Here is a 21,084-nt window from a genome sequence, read left to right on the forward strand (position 1 = left end):
AGAAAGCTTGGAGTCTATGAAGAGGTTGTCAGTTCTTTAATATAATTATCTAGCTGAGACTCGCCTTGATGTTCTGTTTTGCTCTGAAAGTCTGTGTTGTCAGGCTCACTGGAGAGCAGGGCGACTTCTTCTCGCACTCGCATACCAATAAACTGGCCGCCTTCGAAGATCTCCATCGAGTTACAGGCAATCTCGCCTTCGACACTGCCCGTGCTGGTAATGTTAAGCTTTTCACACTTCATCTTACCCTTAAATACGCCAGAGACTTTAAGCTCTTTGCACTGCAGCTCGCCTTCGATATAACCATCGGCTTCAATGGTCAATTTACCGGTAGCACTGATCTTACCGTGCACTTCGCCGCCAATAAGGGCTTCGCCCGCAAAATGCGTTTCCCCGGATAATTTAGTCCCTTGTGCGATAAAAGTGAGACCCGCGTTGTTATTTTTCTTTCCAAACATAATGATTAACTTTTTGGCCCGTTTGGACCAATAGTACCCTTAAATTTTGTGCAGCAAAACCACTAATATTTGGCGCTCGCTGTCAGATTTTTGGCAACCTTGCCCAAGGCTCAAGCCAGCTTGATTGACTGGTTAGGGCAGGGGGCAACACAGGCGCCGCAGCCGGTACACAGCTCAGTGTCTATCTCAGGCTTGGGGGCTCGACCTATGCCTGGGGTAAAGGTGATCGCTCTGGGATCGCAGGCATCTTTACAGGTCTGACAATAGATGCCGCTATTGGCCAGACAGGTGTCGTTGACCGATGCCTTTATCTGCCATGGGCTTTGCTCAAGATCGGTGAACAGCGGCTCGGGACAGATCTTGGCGCACTCGCCGCAGAAGGTGCATTCGTCTCGACTGAAATTCACTTCAGGAAAACCACCATCACCGCGAAAGAGGATCTGGGTCTCGCACGCCTCGATACATTTGTCGCAGCGAGTGCAGATGTCGGTAAACTCTACATCGGTGCGGCTCCAAGGCGGACGGATCACCTGGTTCTTGCGGCGACTAAAGAGGTTACGGCGGCTTTGGTTGATGCGATTGCTCATAGCTTTACTCTGAGGTTTTAAGGGAGCCAAGGCTCCCTAAGTCTGATTTAGGCCTTGTAGCCGTTGGGATTGGACGACTGCCAATGCCAGCTACTGTTAGCCATATCTTCGATGCTGTGTGTCGCCTGCCAGTTGAGTTCACTCTGCGCCTTGTGTGGATCGGCGTAACAAGCGGCGATATCGCCAGGGCGACGGGGCGCGATCTGATAGGCGATGCTGCGGCCGCAAGCTTTTTCGAACGCCTTAACCATGTCCAGTACGCTATAGCCTTGACCTGTGCCCAGGTTATAGGTGACTAGCCCTGGTTGAGTATTGAGCTTTTCGAGCGCTTTGAGGTGACCTTTGGCGAGATCCACCACATGAATATAGTCGCGCACACCTGTGCCATCGTGGGTGTCATAGTCATCGCCAAACACGCTGAGCTTCTCACGTTGCCCAACAGCAACCTGGGCGATAAAGGGCATTAGGTTGTTGGGAATATCGTTGGGATCTTCGCCGATAAGGCCACTCTCGTGGGCGCCAACAGGGTTGAAGTAGCGCAATCTGGCGATGTTCCAGCTAGGATCTGAATGGTGTAGATCTTTAAGGATATGTTCGACCATGAGTTTTGACTGGCCGTAAGGGTTGGTCGCCCCCGTAGGGAAGTCTTCGGTGATGGGCAGTGAGGCAGGGTCGCCATAGACGGTGGCCGATGAGCTAAAGACCAGGTTTTTCACGTTAAACTCGGCCATCACCTCGCACAGCACTAGGGTGCCGGTGACATTGTTTTCATAGTATCTCAGTGGCTGAGCAACTGACTCACCGACCGCTTTAAGCCCGGCAAAATGGATCACAGAATCGATATTATGGTCGGTAAAGACCTTCTGCAGGAAGGCCTTGTTGAGTACATCTCCCTGATAGAAGGTGAACCCTTTACCAGTGATCTGTTCGACCCGTTTTAGCGCTTCGACGCTGGAGTTGCTCAGGTTGTCAATGATGACTACCTGTTGATCATCATTGAGTAGCTCAACGACAGTGTGGCTACCTATGTAGCCGGCTCCACCTGTGACTAAAATCGTCATTAATCTTTATCCTGTTATAAATCTGATACTAATGTTTTGAGGTAGTCGGCAAAATCCCTGCCCACTTCGTGATGGCGCAGCGCGTACTCTACGTTGGCGCGCATATAGCCGAGTTTGTTACCACAGTCATGGCTCTTGCCGTGCATATAGTAAGCGTTGACCGTTTGTTTCTCCATCAGCATGGCGATGGCATCGGTCAGTTGGATCTCATCCCCGGCGCCGGCTGGCGTCTTACTTAGCAGGGGCCAGATCTGTTTGGGCAACACATAGCGACCTACCACTGCCAGATTGGATGGCGCCTGGCTGACCTTAGGTTTTTCCACTAATTCATTGATTGGTTTAGATTGACCTACTTCGAGCTGATGGCCATTTACATCGGCGATACCATACTGATCGACACAGTTTTCGGGTACCCCTTCGACCATGATCTGGCCCTCTTGGGTTTCGTCAAACAGCTTGACCATTTCGGCGAGGTTGTCTTGAGTCAGATCGCAGCTGGCGTCGTCAATGATGACATCGGGCAGCAATACGGCAAATGGCTCATCGCCGACGACTTTCTGTGCACATAGGATGGCATGTCCCAATCCCTTGGCTTGGGACTGGCGTACGCTGATAACGGTTACGTCATTGGGACAGATGGCCTGTACCTCGGCCAGTAACTGGCGCTTTACCCTGCGCTCAAGCTGCGCCTCGAGTTCAAAACTCGAGTCGAAATGGTTTTCGATGGAATTCTTACTGGCATGGGTGACTAAGACGATTTCGTTGATCCCTGCGGCGATAGCCTCGTTGACTACGTATTGGATTAAGGGTCTATCCACTATGGGCAACATCTCCTTGGGGATAGCCTTAGTTGCCGGAAGCATGCGTGTGCCAAGACCCGCGACGGGAATGACCGCCTTACTAACTTTTTGCTGTTTCATCCTAATCCTAGTTGGCTGCGCAAATGCCTTTCTATTCTAATAAAAGCGCTCTGAAAAGTCAGGGGATTTAGGCCTATGTAAAGTGTGAAGCTTTATTAACCTCTGTTTGTCTGGTGATCTGAGGTCCTTGACTGTGTGGCGAGCCACCATAAGTGAAAAATGCCCTTACATAAATCTCGTCAGGGTTCGCTAAGCCAATGAGAATGGTCTAAAACTCAGCATTTGTTTCACAGTTGTTACATTTGTTTGTTTTTTATCTTGTTGATTTTATTTGTTTCTATAGGTTAGTTATCCATAAATGTAAATTTTGGATTACACAATGAGCCCTGTGTGGTCAAAACTATAAAGTGTGATCCTGTTAACAAAACATGGCGTTTAGTCAAATATGGAGGCAGGAGCAGTCAATTGTGTAGTATTTATCATGAGTAAACAAACCACTTATCAGGCGAGATTGCCTGATAGTCATGGGTTCATCGAATACCCTGACAATGAACATGAGATCTGGCAAGCACTGTATGACAGACAGAAGGGCAATTTGCCCCGCTATGCGTGTGATGCCTACCTGAAAGGGCTTGAGGATCTTGCCTTGGCTTCAGACAGGATCCCGCAGCTAGGCGAGATCGATGCTGTGCTACAACAGGCTACTGGTTGGAAGACCGCGGCCGTGCCGGCCTTGATCTCATTCGAGAAATTTTTCCAGTTGTTGGCGAACCAGGAGTTTCCGGTCGCGACCTTTATTCGTAGCAAAGAGGAGTTCGACTATCTGCAGGAGCCGGATATCTTTCATGAGATATTTGGTCATTGCCCATTGTTGACCAACCCCTCTTTTGCCCGTTTCTCTCACGAATACGGTAAGTTGGGTCTGGCCGCCTCGAAAGAGGAACGCGTGTTTCTAGCGCGTCTGTATTGGTTTACCGTAGAGTTTGGCTTGATCCGTCAGGCTAACGATGAGTTGAAGATTTATGGTGGCGGCATTTTGAGCTCGCCGGGTGAGACACTGTATGCCATGAGCGATACCCCTGTGGTTAAGCCTTTCGATTTGATCGATATCTTGCGCACGCCGTATCGTATAGACATCATGCAGCCGATTTATTACACCATTGAATCAATCGATTATTTAGATGAAATCGTCAAAATGGATATCATGGGTGCCGTGACTAAGGCGCGTCAGCTTGGGCTACATGCCCCGCTGTTTGAGCCAAAATCTAAAGCCAGTTAAGCAAGCCAGTTAAGAAAACGAGAAGGAAGAAGTATGACTGAATTAGCCCAAATGAAGTGTGAAGCCTGCCAAGCCGATGCGCCTAAGGTGACCGATGCCGAATTGGCCGAGCTGATCCGCATGATCCCAGATTGGGGCGTAGAAGTGCGTGACGGTATCATGCAGCTTGAGCGTGTCTATAAGTTTAAAAACTTTAAGCTGGCAATGGAATTTACCAACAAATTGGCAGACTTAGCGGAAGAGGAGTTTCATCATCCGGGGATCTTAACCGAATGGGGCAAGGTGACAGTGACCTGGTGGTCTCACTCGATTAAAGGGCTGCACCGTAATGATTTCATCATGGCTGCCAAGACAGACCAGTTATTAGACTAAGTAAAAACTAATATAAAATCAGCGTCATAGCCTAGCTATGGCGCTGTTTTTTTGGCAGCATCTATATTCTACTGTAAACAACTCTTGCCACAAATCTCATTACACTCTAACGTATAGGCGTTTTATCGGCATTTCTGCGTCGTGTGTCACACCTGTTTTGACATGATGCGCAACCATGCTCGCGATAATCCCAAAAACCGTGAAGTAATAAATATAAAAAGGGACGAAAGGGTATGCGCTTAGAAGTAAGTTGCATCGACCGCGTGGGTCTAGCAAAAGATATTCTGGAGATCCTCGAAGGCTATGGTATTAACCTGATAGCTATCGATGCCAGTAACCAGGGATTTCTCTATCTGCAGTTTGCTGAAGTTAACTTTGATGTGCTCAGCGAGCTGTTACCTTTGATCAGAAAGGTGGAGGGGGTGCACGACGTGCGCACCGTCTCTTTCATGCCATCGGAGCAGGAACATTATGCGCTTAAGACGCTGCTAAAAACCCTGCCAGATTCTGTGTTTTCCATCGACGTCAAGGGACGCATTCGTATCGTTAACGAATCGGCGTTGATGACGGTCAATATGGGCGAACATGAAGTTCTCGATGAACCGCTTAACCACTGGGTGCAAGGGTTTAATTTCAATCGTTGGCTCAGTGAACCTCTGGTGCTGGCTCAGGCAACTCGAGTCAATATTGGTCAGAGCGAGTACCTGGCTGAAATGCTGCCTATCTATCTACCCGATGAAAATGATAAGAGCATTTTGGCCGGCGCCGTGGTGTCGCTCAAGTCTCCCGCAAGAGTCGGTAAGCAATTTAATGCCCTTCAGAATCAGACTACTGGTTTTGAAAATGTGTTGGCGGTCAGCGATAAGATGAAAGAGGTGTTGGTTCAGGCTAGGCGTATGGCCCAGCTCGATGCGCCTCTGTTGATCACGGGTGAGACGGGCACAGGCAAGGAGTTGATGGCCCGAGCCTGCCACGATGCCAGCATGCGCCGCGAGCATCCCTTTATAGCGATTAACTGCGCCGCCATGCCAGATAGCGCCGCCGAAGAGGAACTCTTTGGTTACGTCAGTGGTGGCGAAGTGGTGAAGCGTGGCTTCTTCGAAGAGGCCAAGGGCGGTACTGTCTTTTTAGATGAGATAGCCGAGATGTCTAAGGCGGCGCAGGTTAAACTGCTGCGCCTGCTACAGGATGGCACCTTCCGCCGTGTGGGCGGTGATGTGGAAGTGCGCTCGGATGTGCGCATCATCTGCTCGACCCAGAAGAACCTGGCCGAGCTGTGTCAAAGCGGTGAATTCCGTGAAGATCTTTACTATCGCATCCATGTGCTGAGTTTCCATATGCCGTCGCTCAGAGAGCGCAAGGTGGATATCATCCCCTTGACCGAGATGTTCCTCGAGCACTACAGTCAGCAGCTTTCCATACCTATCCGTCGTATCTCGGCTCCGTGCCGTGAACATCTCTTGGGTTATGCCTGGCCGGGTAACGTGCGTCAGCTGAAAAATGCTATCTTCCGCGCGGTATCTATGTGGGATGGCTCGGCGGAATTGACGGTGGATCAACTTAAACTCCCTTCTTATGCCGAGGGTTTTGGCTACTTCGATCATCAGTTTGAGGGCAGCCTAGATCAGGCGATGAAACAGTTTGAGGCAAGTTTGCTTAGACGCCTCTATCCGGCGTACCCCAGCACCCGACAGTTGGCCAAGAAGCTTGGGGTGTCACATACTGCCATCGCCAACAAACTGAGAGAGTATAAGATCAACAAGCAAAAAGGGATGTAAAACCTTATTGCCAGTGAGTTGCTGCTTTTTCCGGCAGAGCTAAAGTGAAAACCCCATAGTGTTGGGGTTTTTACTTGCTGTAATTAAATGTTTACATATTGAGTAAGTGATAGGCTTAATGTGATTTGTGTCACGCTATTCCTATCTCGGCGCGCATAGGGTATTTCTATGCCAAATTGATTGCACCAGACCATTGACCTGTGTGTTTGTCTGGTCTGGCAGAATAAGATTTCGATAGGAGTGGGTATGAAGTTAGCAAGTTATAACAACGGCCGTCGTGACGGTCAGCTGATGCTTGTGAGTAAGGATTTAACCAAGGCCGTTGCGGTTCCGGCTATCGCGCACACCATGCAGCAACTGCTGGATGCCTGGGATCTGCTTCAGCCGCAACTGCAAGAGCTTTATGAGGCGCTTAACCAAGGTGTGCTTGAGAACACCGTCGATTTTGACGAAAACAAGTGCTTGTCACCTTTGCCGCGTGCCTATCAGTGGGCCGACGGCAGTGCCTATGTAAACCATGTTGAATTGGTACGTAAGGCGCGTGGCGCCGAGATGCCTGAAACTTTCTGGACAGATCCTTTGGTTTATCAAGGTGGTTCGGACTGTTTTATCGCTCCTAAGGCGGATATCGAGCTGGCTAGCGAAGAGTGGGGCATTGACTTCGAATCTGAAGTGGCAGTGATCACCGACGACGTGCCTATGGGTATAGATGAGGCGTCTGCAGAGAAGCATATCAAGCTACTGATGCTGGTGAACGATGTGTCGCTGCGTAACCTGATCCCTGCTGAATTGGCCAAGGGGTTCGGTTTCTTCCAGTCTAAGCCTTCAAGCAGCTTCTCACCTGTCGCTGTGACCCCGGATGAGCTGGGTGATAAGTGGCGTGAGTCTAAGGTGCATTTGCCATTGATCACTCATCTGAACAACGAGCTGTTCGGTAAGCCAAATTGTGGCATCGATATGACCTTTAACTTTAGCCAGTTGATAGCCCATTTCACTAAGACTCGTCCATTGGGCGCCGGCGCTATCATAGGTTCAGGTACCATCTCTAACTATGACCGCAGCGCTGGCTCTAGCTGTCTGGCGGAGACTCGTATGCTGGAGACCATCAGCGACGGTAAGCCATCGACTTCATTTATGCGTTTTGGCGATCGCGTGCGTATCGAGATGCTGGATGAAAACGAGCAATCAATCTTTGGTGCTATAGACCAGCAGGTAGTTGAGTACAAAGGTTAATTCTCAGATTTATTGAGACTTCGGGGCGGCTAAGGTTGCCCCGTTTTTGTAACTGCCGCCGGGCAATGGGCGGAAAGAGAAAAGGAGCCATGTGATGAAATTATTGGGTTATTGGCGCTCAAGTGCCGCTTACCGGGTTCGCATCGCATTCAATTTAAAAGGGCTGGATGCCACGCTCGAATCAGTGCATCTGGTTAAAGAGGGTGGCGAGCAGCACTTGCCTAAGTATGCAGCGCTTAATCCCCAGGAGTTGGTGCCAACGCTTGTCGAAGGTGACAACGAGTTTGTTCTGTCTCAGTCACTGGCGATCATCGAATATCTTGACGAGCAGTATGGTGGAACCTTGATGTTGCCAAAGGAGCCCAAGGCGAGAGCCGAGGTGCGTGCCATGGCGCTCTCAATCGCCTGTGAGGTGCATCCGCTGAATAACCTCAAGGTGTTGCAGTATCTGACGAATACCCTAGGTCTCGATGAAGAGGCTAAAAACGCCTGGTATCACCACTGGATCCATCAGGGCTTTAGTGCGTTTGAAAAGCAGCTGAAAAAGCACGCCGGTACCTATTGCTATGGCGATGAGGTCACGCTGGCGGATCTTTGCTTGATCCCTCAGGTCTATAACGCCAATCGCTTCAAAGTCGATTTGACCCCATATCCGAATATTCGCCGTATCTGGGATAATTGTCATCAGCTTGAAGCCTTTCAATTGGCGGCGCCCGAGAGTCAGGCCGATGCCAGTTAGATTAGCCTAATGAAGCCGTTAGCGGCTCGCTAGGGGTTATTCATTAAGAACTCGACGAACGCCCTGTCGGCCAGACCTATGGGGCGTTCTCTATTCCAGGCGATGTGCAGATCAAGGTGTACGGCCGGAGAGAAGGGGATGGCGCGGATAGGATCTCTTGCCTCGATCACCATCTCCAGCACACTGGTGATGGCAAAGCCCTGAGCGACGACCTGTTTGATGAGATTGATCAGGTTAGTTTCAAACGCGATATCGGCTTCAAGACCCAAGGCTTTGGCTTGTGACAGCATCCACTCCCGGTGAAAATAGCCCGGCTTAAACATCACCAGTTCCTGCTTAAAAAACTGCTCGAGCGTGATGGCTGCATGCTCGGCCAGCGGATGCTCTTCACCCACGGCTACCACCATCTGTTCTCTGAGCAGCAGATGGCTGTCGAAATTAGGCTGTAGGTCTTGCCCTGTGATGATGGCGATATCGACCTCTTCGTTTTGCAACATCCGCAAGCTGTCGCGGGTACCGCCTTCAAACAGTGACAGCTTGAGATCTGGATATCTGTGCCGAAAGGCCATCAGGCGCGACGGCAAGTAGTAGGAGCCCAGCATGCCAGGCACTGCGATACGTACCTCGCCTTTGGTCAGGTTGGCCATGGATTTAATATGGGCCTCAGCCTGTTTGACCTGCTTGAGGATCAGCCTGGCGTGTTGTGCCAGGGCCTCGCCTTCGGCGGTAAGGGTGAGACGACTGCCATCTTGACCACGATAGTGTTTGTTGCGATTGATCAGCGTGACTCCAAGCGTCTGCTCAAGGCGCTTTATTCCCTGGCTCAGGGCTGGCTGGGCAATGTTGAGTTGCTTGGCCGCCAGGGTAAAGCTGCCTTTGGTGGCGAGCGCCTCGAACTGCCTAAGCTGTTTGATATCCATCTTCAATCACCGAAGCTAATGCCTTGTTGTTTAAAGGCTCGTTTTAATGGGCTGATCTTCAAATTACCTATAACATCATCTTATCGACATCATAGTTATAATCTATTTTTGTTATGTTAGCGCCGGTGTTAGCCTGTGTCTATCGACTCCTTTGAACTCGCAGAAAATGACAGCCAGCCGTGCACTACAACTTCGTTTGATCTGGGGCCTCTCTTTGGCCTCCGTGGTGATCTACATCAACCTGTATATGGTGCAGGGGATGTTGCCGCTGATCGCGAGCAGTTTTAGTGTGTCACCGGCGCACGCCACCCTGTTGTTGTCGGTCACCAGTTTTTCCATGGCCTTTTCGCTACTCTTTTATGCGACCCTGTCGGACAAGCTGGGACGGCGTAAACCCTTGCTATGGAGCCTGGCTTTGCTGGTGGTGGCAGATTTCATGTTGATCTGGGTGCAGGACTTTTCAGCGCTGGTGGCGGTGCGTTTATTTCAAGGAGTGTTATTGGCGGCGGTGCCAGCCATCGCCATGGCGTATTTTAAGGATCTGCTCGATACCAGTGTGCTGCTCAAGGCGGGGGCCATCTACATAGGCGCCAACAGCCTTGGAGGGATTGCCGGGCGTCTGCTCGGTGGTTTGATGACAGAGTATTTAAACTGGGTAGAGGCCATGGGCCTGGTGACTGTGTTAACCCTGGCTGGTGTAATGGGGGTGCTGGCATTACTGCCGCGGCTCGACCGAGTGCGGATCCGTCGCCGTCAACATAAGAGTCGCTTCGGCCTTGCCGATCTGAAGGGCTTTGGCTTGCACCTTGGTGACAGCACCTTAGTGAAACTCTATCTGTTAGGCGCGCTCGCCTTTATGGTGATGGTCAATCAGTTTAGCTATATTCAGCTGCACCTGATGCAGGCGCCATTTTATTGGGGCAAGTTTCAGGTCACACTGATCTTCCTGTGTTACCTGAGTGGCACCTATGCCTCATTTCGCTCGGCGAAATGGGTGACACGCTTAGGGCGTCAACCACTATTTGTACTCTCGGCGGTGATGATGTGTGTCGGTAGCCTGATCACCCTAGGTGATACCAGCAGCGCCATCATCATAGGTTTCCTGCTGTCGAGTTTTGGCTTCTTTACCTTTCATAGCGTCTGCAATGCCTGGGTGGCCCAACGCGCTCAGCAGCACAGGGCGAAAGCCACGGCGCTCTACTTGTGTAGCTACTATTTAGGTGCGGCGCTCGGCGGGCCATTCCTGTTGCCGTTTTGGCAGCATTGGGGCTGGAGCGGTGTGGTGGCTGGCAGCCTGACATTGCTAAGTGGTGTGATTCTCATCGTGGCGATGCTAAAGCGCACCCACAGACCACGCTCGCCACTGCTTGATGCGGCGAGCTAATGGATGAAGGGTTAGCTTAGAAAGGTCTTTCGGCTGAGACCGAATTTTTGCATCTTGTCATAAAGCGTTTTGCGCGGCAGTTCGAGCTGCTCCATGGTGAGCTTTATACTGCCCTTGTTGTTACTCAGCGCTTCTTCAATCAATAATCGCTCAAAAAACTCTACCCGCTGCTGCAGGGACATATTGGCATTGAGCTGATTGCTTTGACCTAGTGAGGTGGCAAAGGCCGCTTCTGGGCCGAGTAACACATAGCGCTCGGCCAGGTTACGCAGTTCGCGTACATTACCGGGCCAGTCGTGGGAGACCAGCTGAGCCGTGTATTCCGCAGTGAGGGGGATCAGCGCCTTGTGGTAGCGCGCCGAGGCAATGCGGGCAAAGTGCAGAAACAGTAATCCGATATCCTCACGTCGCTCCCTAAGGGCCGGGATTGGCACTGTCACCAGGTTAAGACGGTAAAGAAGATCTTGGCGAAACTCACCGGTATCGCACAAGGTTTTCAGGTCTACCTTAGTCGCAGCTATGATGCGAATATCCAAATCTATGCTTTTGTTGGAGCCAAGGCGCTCCACCTTCCTGTCTTCCAATACCCTCAGCAGCTTGACCTGCAAGGACAAGGGGGTGCTCTCAATCTCATCGAGAAACAGTGTGCCTCCGTTGGCATACTCGAACTTGCCGATGCGGGTCTTATCGGCGCCGGTAAAAGCGCCTGATTCGGCGCCAAACAGCTCGCTCTCGATAATGGTTTCTGGAATGGCGCCGCAGTTGATGGCAACAAAGTTGGCCTCACTGCGAGGACTGTGATCGTGCAGATAACGGGCAACCAGCTCTTTGCCTGTGCCTGTTTCCCCCTCAATCAATACATCGGCGGGCATGTCGATCACCTGATGTATGATGTGGCGCATCTGCTTGATCCCCGGACTATGGCCCAAGATTCGCGGTCCAGGGGTGCTTTGGGATTCAAGCTCCCGCTTCAGGCTGCGGTTTTCCAGCGTCAGCGCGCGTTTTTCCAGGGCGCGCTTGGCGATATCCAGCATATGCTCGTTGTTAAAAGGTTTCTCAATAAAATCATAGGCACCTTGTTTGAGCGCCTGTACCGCCATGGCGATGTCACCGTGACCCGTGAGCAAGATGATAGGGATATCTTTGTCTTGGGAAAGCAGGGTGCGCATCAAGGCGAGGCCGTCGGTATCGGGCATGTTCACATCTGAGATCACTATGCCGGGCCAGTTATCTGGCAGTCCCTGGCCAATCTGCTTGGCGTCGGTTAAGGAGAGGGCGCGGTAGGATTCTAATTCAAACAGCTGTACCAGGGCCGAGCCTATCAAGGGCTCGTCGTCGACGATAAGGATATCGTATTGATTAAAATTTTGATTTTGCATGGCTAACCCGCTGCATGTATTGGAAGCGTAATATTAAAGATGGCGCCACCTTCGGCGCGATTCGCCACGCTGATTTTGCCTTGCATCGCCTCGACGATTCGCCTGGAGATAGAGAGGCCCAGTCCCAAACCCTGACGAGAGCTGGTGTAATAGGGGTCGAAAATTTTCTGCATCTGACTTTCATCTATGCCAGTGCCGGTATCTTCAATGGTGATCTCGACGCGGTCATTGAGGTTAACGCTGATGATTAACTGTTTTGGGCTGCTGGCGCGCATGGCCACCATGGCGTTGCTCATCAGATTAATCAATACCTGTTGTAAGCGGATGGGGTCGCCCCAGATCAGCGTCTCACAGTCAGTGTTTCTGAGCACAAGATTAATGCCTTGTTTATCGACTTCGGGCTGAACTATGGTCAGGGCATCTTTAATGCACTGAGCCACGCTGACCGCCTTATCGTTACCCTTACTCTTGCGGGTAAAGCTCTTAAATTGCGATACGATCGCGGCCAGGCGATCGGTCAGCTCTATGATGGTCATGATATTGCTAGAAACATCGTCCCACTTAGCCCGGGACAACAGCGTCTGGGTGTTTTGTGCGTAGCTGCGAATAGCGGCCAGCGGCTGGTTGATCTCATGGTTGATACTGGCCGAGAGACTACCAATAACCGTTAACTTCGCGGCCTGGATCAGCTCATCCTGCGTCTCTTTTAGCTCTTGGTGACTGGTTTCCAACGCTTGAGTCCGCTCTTTGACTCTCTGCTCAAGTTGTTCGTGCGCCTGTTGCATGCGGCGGATATTTTTGCGCCTTTCGATAGCAAACAGCAGCGCCAGGGCGCATAACAGGTAGAGGGCGCCGTAGAGCAAGAGCAGTGGCGGCAGTGATTGATAGATGGGGGCCATAGGGGAAAGTATATGCACACGCCAGCCAGCATCATTCATCATGGCGGCGTTATCCATATACTCTTTGCCATGCTTATCGCCGCCAATTTGATAGATTTGATAATCTTCCGTCATTGATGCGGTAAAGGGCGGTTCTATCTCTAGCGGATTAATGTCGCGGTTGGCGTAGCGCCGTGATGCGGTAATGTGCTGTTTGAGTTGACGGGTCACAGGCACCAGAGAGGTGAGGCGCCACTTGGGTTGACTGGAGAGGAAAATAATATTGTCGGGATCGCTGATGGCAAACTCATAGTTGCTACCTCTGGCCATGCCAGTACTTTGTTGTTCGATCTCCGTAACATCAACCTTGACGACGATAGCGCCGACAACCTTGGCATCGCCCTGATTCGGGGCAATCGGATAGCCCTGGTTGTAGATAGGGTAGGAGAAGTAGTAACCACGTTTGTTGGAGCTGGTTCCTACGGCGAAATAACGCCCCATTTTGCCGTTCATTGCGTCTTTGAAATAGGGGCGAAAGCCAAAGTTTTTGCCGATAAAGGAGTAGCTCTGTTGCCAGTTGCTGGCAGCGATAGCATCGCCATTGATATTGACCAGATAGATATCCAGTGCCTCTGTAATGCTTTGGATCTCCTCCAAATAGAGGTTGAGTGGCGTGATGGTTTCTGGATCGTCTTGTTGTGCCAAAGCGTTAGCCAGCAAGGGATTGGTTGATAGCACTTGAGGAATGCTTTCATAGCGACTAAGAGAGCCTGAGAGAAAGCTCAGTAGCTCTTTCATTTGCGCATTAGATTGTTGCCGCGTCATCTCATAGCCGTGTTCTAGATGAAACCAATAGGCGGCGCGTAGGATAAAGGCGAGGCCCAGCAAAATAATTAAGCCGATGCCGAGGTATTTTTTTCTTGTTATCGTTATTGACATAAAAGGCATGTCCAATTGAAAAGCGAGCCTGAAATAGTGGGAGCTTGTTCCCGTTTCAGACTCGCCCAATTGTTAAACAAAATCAAGTATTTTAATAACCGTTTAACTTATCTATATATTCCGGTAGAAACAGGGAGATCTGCGGAATATAGGTGATCAGTGCCAGGAAGAAGAGCAGCAACACTAGCCAAGGGATACAGGATTGAATCACCCACCCCATGCTGCGTCCAGTGATCCCGGCGGTCACAAATAGATTGAGCCCCACCGGTGGCGTCAACATACCTATCTCCATGTTCACCACCATGATAATACCCAGATGGATAGGATCTATGCCGAGTTGAGTTGCGATAGGGAACAAAATGGGCGCCATGATCAGCAAGATGGCCGATGGCTCCATAAAGTTACCCGCCGCCAGCAGCAGCAAGTTGACTATGATGAGGAAGCCCCAAACCGGCAGCCCCATACCCACTATGGTTTCTGCGATGATATGGGGGATCCGCTCTGTGGTTAACACATGAGCAAATAGCATGGCGTTGGCGATGATAAACAGCAACATGATGCTGACTTTCGCACCGTCACGTACTACGTGGCGGATCTCTTTGTCTGCTGGTGTTTTAATAACAGCCAACACCATAAAGGCGAGGTTGCGTGCTGTGGCCCTAAACAGAGGTTCATCGCTGTTACGCCAGCTGACGTTTTTCAGCGGCCCGATATCTCGATAGCCAAACACGGCAATAAAATAGGCGTACACACAGGCGACCGCCGCCGCTTCTGTGGGGCTGGCGATACCGCCATAGATGGAACCCAGAACGATGACAATAAGCGCAAGGCCACCCATTGCTTTAGCACTTGAAATAGCCAAGGGACGCACGCCAGGGAAGGGGCGAGAGGGTAGGTTTTTAATGCGGGCCACGATATAGATAGCCAGCATTAACAATAGCCCCATCATCAGGCCTGGGATAAGGCCTGCCATAAACATGCGCGCTGCAGAAACTTCGGTAGCGGCCGCATAAACCAGCATCACGATAGAGGGGGGGATCAAGATCCCTAAGGTGCCCGAGGTGGTGATCACCCCAGCGGCAAATTTTTCCGGATAACCGGCTCTTACCATGCCGACAATCACGATGGAGCCGATAGCGGCCACAGTTGCTGGCGATGAACCAGAGACTGCAGCAAACAGCATACAGGCCATTACTGAGGCCATCGCCAAGCCGCCACGTATATGGCCGACACTGTCCATGGCAAATTCGATGATACGCCTCGCGACGCCACCGGTGGAGAGAAACGCCGACGAAAGAATAAAGAAGGGGATCGCCAGCAGGGTATAGTGCTCTGAGGTGGACTCATAGAGTTTTAAGGCGACCGAGGCCAGTGAATCATCTGAGAACAGCAAGATGGTCAACATGCTGGAAAAACCCAGCGCAATGGCTATCGGCATGCCTAGGAGCATACAGAAAAACAGGCTGATAAACAGGGTTGCTATAGTCATTATTTTTTGTCTCCCGGCTGCTCGTTGTCGGCCTGAGCCTCTTGATCGATCAGGTGCATGCTCTCCTTAGCTTCATCAGCAAAGACAAAACCATCTGTCTTGTTGGTGATGATGGCGACACCCAACTGTAGGAACCGCCAAGTGAGTAACGCAAAGCCAAGTAGCAAAATACTTTGGGAGATCCACAAAGGCACGGCCGGTTCTTCCACGTCTATACGCAGGTATTCCCAGGCAGCGTCAGGGTCGAGGCCGCTGACTAAGAAATGGGGTAGGTCGATATCTTCCATCGGAACGCCAATTTGGTACATCTTGGCCAGATAATCCCAGCTACCCACCAGAAACATGCCGCAGTAGGCCAGACAGATAGCGACGGCCAAGGTGGCGGTATATTTACGCCCAGCTCTAGGGAGTTTCCTGACGAAAGCATCCACGCCAATATGAGCACCAACTTTCACACCGTAAGACATGCCAAAGAGAACGAACCAGCCGCAGATGGTAAGGGTGAGCTCCTGGATCCATAAGAAGCCTGTGTTGAAGAAGAAGCGGGCGATGACCTCTGCAAAGACCAGTAGGGTCATCGAAGTGATCAAGGTGTTGAGCACTAACTCTTCGATATGGGAAAAAAACCGAGATATCATCTCAAGAACTCCTTAAATAGGAATGAGGCCGATTGCCATTGGAAACGGCCTCAATATCTTCCTATTAAGTTAGGGGGTTAGCGCTTATTATTGGTTTGATGCAACTGCTGCATCGATAAGATCTTTACCTATCTTATCTTCGAACTGCGCCCATACAGGTTTCATAGCGTCGACCCATGCGGCGCGCTGTTCAGGTGTCAGATAGGTGATCTCTGAGCGCTTAGAGTCGATGATGGCTTGTTTGTCCTTGTTCACCTTCGCAGCGGCGATATCATTACCATAAGCAATCGCTTCATCCAGTGACGCTTTAATGACTTTACGCTTGTCTGCCGGGAGTGACTTCCAGAAGGTGTTTGAGGTGACTACCATGTAGTCCAGTACGCCGTGATTACTTTCAGTGATATTACTTTGTACTTCAAAAAACTTCTTAGAGTAGATGTTTGACCAGGTATTTTCCTGACCATCGATGGCACGGGTTTGCAGCAGGGTAAAGACTTCAGAGAAAGGCTTCTTTACTGGAATGGCATCGACAGCCTGGAACTGCGCCGCCAAGACATCAGATGCCATGATGCGGAACTTCTTACCTTCGGCATCTTTTGGCAACACTAGCGGGCTACTGGCTGAAAATTGCTTCATGCCGTTATGCAGATAGCCTAAGCCAACAACCCCTTTGCGTTTCATTGAGTTCAGCAGTTGCTGACCGGCTTCACTTTGTTGAAAGCGGTTGACGGCATCCATGTCTTTAAACAGGAAAGGAAGGTCGAATATCTGTAATTTCTTGGTGTAGCGTTCGAACTTCGACAGTGACGGTGCCACGAACTGCACATCGTTTAGCAGTAGTGCTGAAAGTTCGTTGTTATCACCAAATAGCTGCGAGTTAGGGAACACATTAACCTGATACTCGCCAGGTAAACGCTCTTCGACTAACGCTTTAAATTTTAGAGCCATTTGGCCTTTAGGCGTGTTTTCGGCGACCACATGTGAAAACTTAATTTCGGTTGGCGCCGCCCAGCTGTTGAGGCTGGCCCCCAATAGTGCGGCAATTGAGGTCATCTTGACGATCTGTTTGATAAAGGTACAGGTGTTGAGTTTGGTCATTTTGTTATCCCTTTTATTGTTAATCCTTCAGTGCCTTAGGGCGACTGCCGGTTCGCGAATTGATTAACTCATAGGAATTATAGGCAAGGACCAGGCCAAAGATGTTTAAATAATGTAAATCAAACTATATCAGCATGTTGCAAAACTCTTGGTGGGCGGCAATCGCCAGAGATGGGGAGGATGTCGCCCATTCGTCTTAGCCTGATGGGTGGAAAACCACCCATTTTAACAAGGTGAAGTTTGACCGCTATCTCATTGGTGTGCTGATTTGTGGGTAGGGCGATGTTGTGTTTTGAGGCGATTGTGACGCGGGTCGCTAGCTGGCACGCAAAGCGTGATCACTGGATTTTGGGTGAGTGTTCTATTGAAAGTGGCGGGAAGCTAAAGTTGTCGGTGTAAGCGGTTATTTTTCTCTGTGTTTTGCAAATTATTTGGCGGGATTAATGCGTTTGAGTATCGCCTCACTTGGCAGTAATTCGAGATGCCCCTGGGCGTCGAAGTACCAGCCTGTGATAAAGCCCTTTTGCCTCATTGAAACAAGGTTTTGCATCACCTCTTTGGCTTCGATCATAGCTTGCTGCTCATCACAATCATGGGTGAGCTTGAGGTATGCGGCAATGCTTGCGAGCGACGCAGATTGAGTGACATCGGCCATAGTCAACCACCTTTAATCATACTTGGTTTGAGCAAAGTCTTAATGAAGAATAGTTGAGGCTAAGGGAATCGCAATAGCGCATCTAAGCTGCAAAGGCTTGTTGCTAGGTTGTTTGATTATAAATAGGAGGATTAAGCGATGAAGAAGAAATATGGTGGTCGATACTGGGCTCGAACCAGTGACCCCCTCCTTGTAAGGGAGGTGCTCTCCCAGCTGAGCTAATCGACCTGGGATACTGACTGTGATTTTTCTTAGCCATACCTTGAAGATATGGTGGTCGATACTGGGCTCGAACCAGTGACCCCCTCCTTGTAAGGGAGGTGCTCTCCCAGCTGAGCTAATCGACCTGGGATAAATACAGTAGTCTTACAAATTGTGATAACAATGGTGGTCGATACTGGGCTCGAACCAGTGACCCCCTCCTTGTAAGGGAGGTGCTCTCCCAGCTGAGCTAATCGACCTGGGACATTATTATATTCGATACTCTCTCATTAAATGAGATGGTGGTCGATACTGGGCTCGAACCAGTGACCCCCTCCTTGTAAGGGAGGTGCTCTCCCAGCTGAGCTAATCGACCTGGGAATATCTCACAACGTTAATTTGAAGTGTTTATTTTAGTATTACCAAAATATGGTGGTCGATACTGGGCTCGAACCAGTGACCCCCTCCTTGTAAGGGAGGTGCTCTCCCAGCTGAGCTAATCGACCTGGGATACTTCAAATTGTTACAGCCATACAGTGTATGGTGGTCGATACTGGGCTCGAACCAGTGACCCCCTCCTTGTAAGGGAGGTGCTCTCCCAGCTGAGCTAATCGACCTCGCTGTGTGGGGCCGTATTATAGGGGGGAACGATCTACTGTCAACGCTTTTTTCGAGAAAATAATGAGTCCGGTTCAATTTTGTTCGGATTGACTTAATGTTAAACAAATCAGGATTATTTACTATCACCGTCTGACTAAAGCCTGCACAGAGGCGGGGATGCTGAGCGCAGCAATAGATGGTTTACCTGTTTGGTTTTAGGCTAATCGCTAGCCTTTGGTGGTTAGCTTGTTGAACAAAAGAAAAGGCTAGGGGAGGTGTTTGTGCTTTGTAGCAAGTATAAGCAGGCAGGTACATTCACTTAGCTTGTGGTTTGGGCGACGCCGAATCGTCATGTTTCTGCAATTGAAAAGCTGAGCGTTCGAGGATGCCTCTTTATTGGTTGAGAATAAGGATTGGTTTAGAATAACGATTGGTTGAGATGAACGAGCGCTCTAGCGTGTCTCTTTATAGAGTAAACAGAGGCGATACGCTGATTTGGCTCTAGCTAGACTGGATAAGCTACCAATTTGTGTAACTGCTTGGGGAAACCGTATCCTTGGTGGTTCTCTTTTATGAACGCTGTGCTTATCCCATATACTCTTTGCCAATAAAGGCACACAATTATTGCAGTGCGTCTAAACCCCCAGTGATAGGGGATCAACTTTTTATGCCTAGTGAGCCCAGGCAGCGGGCTAGCTATTTTCTCTTATCCCATTTGGCTGTTAGAATAGCCCCCACATTTAAATAGCTCAGTCTATATTTAGACGATTCGATAACAGGTTACTGTCCCATTATGACGATTAAGACGCGCTTTGCTCCAAGTCCTACCGGTTTTCTTCATGTAGGTGGTGCTCGTACGGCACTTTATTCATGGCTATATGCCCGCGCTAACCAAGGCGAATTTGTTTTACGTATCGAAGACACGGATCTCGAACGTTCAACCCCTGAGGCCTGTGCGGCAATTTTAGAAGGTATGGAGTGGTTGGGACTGAACTGGGATGAGGGTCCTTACTACCAGACCAAACGATTCGATCGTTACAACGAGATCATCGCGCAGATGTTAGAGCAGGGCACAGCCTATAAGTGTTACTGCAGCCGTGAGCGTATCGAAGCGATGCGTGAAGAGCAGGCGGCTAAAGGCGAACAGCAAAAGTATGATGGCTGTTGTCGTGATAAGGCGCCGCGTGATACCGATGAGCCTTTTGTGGTGCGTTTTAAAAACCCAACTGAAGGTAGTGTGGTTTTTGATGATTACGTGCGTGGTCGTATCGAGATCTCAAATGACTTACTCGATGACTTAATCATTGCCCGTACCGATGGCACGCCGACATATAACTTCTGTGTTGTGGTCGATGACTGGGATATGGGGATCACCTGTGTGGTACGTGGTGAAGATCATATCAACAATACGCCGCGTCAAATCAATATTCTGAAGGCGTTAAACGCCCCAGTACCAGAATACGCTCATGTAGCGATGATTTTGGGTGACGATGGCGCCAAATTGTCTAAGCGTCATGGTGCTGTAGGCGTTATGCAATATCGTGATGACGGTTACCTGCCTGAAGCGCTGCTTAACTACCTGGTGCGTCTAGGTTGGTCACACGGCGATCAAGAGGTCTTCTCTATTGACGAGATGAAGCAGCTATTTAAGCTAGATGATATCAATAAGGCGGCATCTGCCTTTAATACCGAAAAACTGATCTGGTTGAATCAGCACTATATGAAGGAGCTGGCACCTGAGTATGTAGCCAAGCATCTCGAGTGGCATATGCAAGATCAAAATATCGATACTTCAAACGGCCCAGCTTTGGCTGAAGTGGTTTCGGCACTGGCCGAGCGCGCCAAGACATTAAAAGAGTTGGCAGCCTCTAGCCGCTACTTCTATGAAGATTTTAATGATTTCGATGAAACCGCGGCTAAGAAACATCTGCGTGGCGTTGCATTAGAGCCGCTGCAGTTATTACAGAAGAAGTTTGCTGAGCTAAACGAATGGACTGTTGAAGCTATTCATCAAGCGATCGAAGCGACTGCTGAAGAGTTAGAAGTTGGCATGGGTAAGGTAGGTATGCCACTGCGTGTCGCCGTGACGGGTGCCGGTATGTCGCCTGCTGTAGATTTAACCGCATTTTTGGTTGGAAAGGCTCGTTGTGAGCAAAGAATCTCCAAAGCGATTGAATTTGTAGCAAATAGAATAAATTCCTAAAAAACGAGTTGACACTTTTGGGTGTGCTGCATAGAATGCGCCTCGCAGTTGAGACACAGCCGGCAGATGCTCGCGGTGCACTCAAAGGTGACAAGTTAGGTAAGGGGCCTTAGCTCAGCTGGGAGAGCGCAACACTGGCAGTGTTGAGGTCAGCGGTTCGATCCCGCTAGGCTCCACCATCTAATTTGAAAAGCGTTGAAGCAATAGCCTACTAGCTTTAACGAGTATTCACTCGGTACAGAGTATAAGGTACCAACAGTGTCCCATTCGTCTAGAGGCCTAGGACACCGCCCTTTCACGGCGGTAACAGGGGTTCGAATCCCCTATGGGATA

General features: G+C 50.0%; 18 protein-coding genes and 8 tRNA genes. 9 read left to right on the top strand and 17 right to left on the bottom strand.

Annotation, left to right across the window (positions count from 1 at the left end):
• Positions 1–14: 14 nt before the first annotated feature.
• The 4 genes from L2712_RS04725 to galU form a co-directional block, all read right to left on the bottom strand.
• Positions 15–458 carry a bactofilin family protein gene (locus tag L2712_RS04725; RefSeq protein WP_088904977.1) on the bottom strand — a complete coding sequence of 148 codons (444 nt, stop codon included), beginning with the start codon at positions 456–458 and terminating at the stop codon, positions 15–17.
• A gap of 110 nt (positions 459–568) precedes the next feature.
• Positions 569–1,045 (bottom strand): ferredoxin-type protein NapF, encoded by a 477-nt coding sequence (gene napF / locus L2712_RS04730; RefSeq protein WP_248977037.1) that lies wholly within the window; start codon positions 1,043–1,045, stop codon positions 569–571.
• Positions 1,046–1,092: 47 nt separating this feature from the next.
• Complete coding sequence (gene galE / locus L2712_RS04735; protein WP_248977038.1) at positions 1,093–2,106, bottom strand: UDP-glucose 4-epimerase GalE; 1,014 nt, start codon at positions 2,104–2,106, stop codon at positions 1,093–1,095.
• A 14-nt stretch (positions 2,107–2,120) separates the two neighbouring features.
• Positions 2,121–3,026 (bottom strand): UTP--glucose-1-phosphate uridylyltransferase GalU, encoded by a 906-nt coding sequence (galU, locus tag L2712_RS04740; RefSeq protein WP_248977039.1) that lies wholly within the window; start codon positions 3,024–3,026, stop codon positions 2,121–2,123.
• A gap of 421 nt (positions 3,027–3,447) precedes the next feature.
• On the opposite strand from galU, the gene phhA reads away from it, so the two are divergent.
• The 5 genes from phhA (at position 3,448) to maiA (ending at position 8,367) form a co-directional block, all read left to right on the top strand.
• Entirely contained in the window at positions 3,448–4,245 is a 798-nt protein-coding gene (gene phhA, locus L2712_RS04745) for a phenylalanine 4-monooxygenase (protein WP_248977040.1), read from the top strand.
• 33 nt (positions 4,246–4,278) lie between these two features.
• Positions 4,279–4,617, top strand: coding sequence for a 4a-hydroxytetrahydrobiopterin dehydratase (locus tag L2712_RS04750; RefSeq protein ID WP_011865235.1), 339 nt, complete (start codon positions 4,279–4,281; stop codon positions 4,615–4,617).
• Positions 4,618–4,850: 233 nt separating this feature from the next.
• Positions 4,851–6,395: a transcriptional regulator TyrR gene (gene tyrR, locus L2712_RS04755; protein WP_033540064.1), complete on the top strand. Its 1,545-nt coding sequence runs from the start codon at positions 4,851–4,853 to the stop codon at positions 6,393–6,395.
• A 246-nt stretch (positions 6,396–6,641) separates the two neighbouring features.
• A complete protein-coding gene (locus L2712_RS04760; protein WP_248977041.1) occupies positions 6,642–7,628 on the top strand; it encodes a fumarylacetoacetate hydrolase family protein in 987 nt (328 codons plus the stop codon).
• Positions 7,629–7,722: 94 nt separating this feature from the next.
• The gene (gene maiA / locus L2712_RS04765) at positions 7,723–8,367 is read left to right on the top strand and encodes a maleylacetoacetate isomerase (RefSeq protein ID WP_248977042.1); all 645 of its coding nucleotides are present in this window, start codon (positions 7,723–7,725) and stop codon (positions 8,365–8,367) included.
• A 29-nt stretch (positions 8,368–8,396) separates the two neighbouring features.
• On the opposite strand, the gene L2712_RS04770 is transcribed toward maiA, so the two are convergent.
• Positions 8,397–9,287, bottom strand: coding sequence for a LysR family transcriptional regulator (locus L2712_RS04770; RefSeq protein ID WP_248977043.1), 891 nt, complete (start codon positions 9,285–9,287; stop codon positions 8,397–8,399).
• 166 nt (positions 9,288–9,453) lie between these two features.
• Here L2712_RS04770 and L2712_RS04775 point away from each other — a divergent pair, with 166 nt between their 5' ends.
• Complete coding sequence (locus tag L2712_RS04775) at positions 9,454–10,671, top strand: MFS transporter (protein WP_033540060.1); 1,218 nt, start codon at positions 9,454–9,456, stop codon at positions 10,669–10,671.
• Between the two features lie 11 nt (positions 10,672–10,682).
• Here the strand turns inward: L2712_RS04775 and L2712_RS04780 are convergent, their stop codons facing one another.
• The 12 genes from L2712_RS04780 to L2712_RS04835 form a co-directional block, all read right to left on the bottom strand.
• Positions 10,683–12,050 carry a sigma-54-dependent transcriptional regulator gene (locus L2712_RS04780; protein WP_248977044.1) on the bottom strand — a complete coding sequence of 456 codons (1,368 nt, stop codon included), beginning with the start codon at positions 12,048–12,050 and terminating at the stop codon, positions 10,683–10,685.
• 2 nt (positions 12,051–12,052) lie between these two features.
• On the bottom strand, positions 12,053–13,876 hold the full coding sequence (locus L2712_RS04785; RefSeq protein ID WP_248977045.1) for a sensor histidine kinase: 1,824 nt from the start codon (positions 13,874–13,876) through the stop codon (positions 12,053–12,055).
• An 82-nt stretch (positions 13,877–13,958) separates the two neighbouring features.
• A complete protein-coding gene (locus tag L2712_RS04790) occupies positions 13,959–15,356 on the bottom strand; it encodes a TRAP transporter large permease (RefSeq protein ID WP_088904968.1) in 1,398 nt (465 codons plus the stop codon).
• Positions 15,356–15,994 (bottom strand): TRAP transporter small permease, encoded by a 639-nt coding sequence (locus L2712_RS04795; protein WP_248977046.1) that lies wholly within the window; start codon positions 15,992–15,994, stop codon positions 15,356–15,358. The genes L2712_RS04790 and L2712_RS04795 overlap by 1 nt, the downstream gene beginning before the upstream one ends.
• 87 nt (positions 15,995–16,081) lie before the next feature.
• Positions 16,082–17,047 carry a TRAP transporter substrate-binding protein gene (locus tag L2712_RS04800; protein ID WP_248977070.1) on the bottom strand — a complete coding sequence of 322 codons (966 nt, stop codon included), beginning with the start codon at positions 17,045–17,047 and terminating at the stop codon, positions 16,082–16,084.
• 472 nt (positions 17,048–17,519) lie between these two features.
• Positions 17,520–17,747 (bottom strand): hypothetical protein, encoded by a 228-nt coding sequence (locus L2712_RS04805; protein WP_248977047.1) that lies wholly within the window; start codon positions 17,745–17,747, stop codon positions 17,520–17,522.
• Positions 17,748–17,899: 152 nt separating this feature from the next.
• Positions 17,900–17,975: transfer RNA gene (locus L2712_RS04810), tRNA-Val, on the bottom strand.
• Positions 17,976–18,018: 43 nt separating this feature from the next.
• A tRNA-Val gene (locus tag L2712_RS04815) sits at positions 18,019–18,094 on the bottom strand.
• Positions 18,095–18,132: 38 nt separating this feature from the next.
• Positions 18,133–18,208: transfer RNA gene (locus tag L2712_RS04820), tRNA-Val, on the bottom strand.
• A 40-nt stretch (positions 18,209–18,248) separates the two neighbouring features.
• Positions 18,249–18,324 (bottom strand) — tRNA-Val (locus tag L2712_RS04825).
• Between the two features lie 54 nt (positions 18,325–18,378).
• Positions 18,379–18,454 (bottom strand) — tRNA-Val (locus L2712_RS04830).
• 35 nt (positions 18,455–18,489) lie between these two features.
• Positions 18,490–18,565, bottom strand: a tRNA-Val gene (locus L2712_RS04835).
• 776 nt (positions 18,566–19,341) lie between these two features.
• Between L2712_RS04835 and gltX the strand changes: the two genes are divergently transcribed.
• From gltX to L2712_RS04850, 3 genes are all read left to right on the top strand, one after another.
• Positions 19,342–20,751: a glutamate--tRNA ligase gene (gene gltX / locus L2712_RS04840; protein ID WP_248977048.1), complete on the top strand. Its 1,410-nt coding sequence runs from the start codon at positions 19,342–19,344 to the stop codon at positions 20,749–20,751.
• A 103-nt stretch (positions 20,752–20,854) separates the two neighbouring features.
• Positions 20,855–20,930: transfer RNA gene (locus tag L2712_RS04845), tRNA-Ala, on the top strand.
• A gap of 81 nt (positions 20,931–21,011) precedes the next feature.
• Positions 21,012–21,084 (top strand) — tRNA-Glu (locus L2712_RS04850).

It is taken from the genome of Shewanella marisflavi (assembly GCF_023283925.1).
Lineage (GTDB): Bacteria > Pseudomonadota > Gammaproteobacteria > Enterobacterales > Shewanellaceae > Shewanella > Shewanella marisflavi.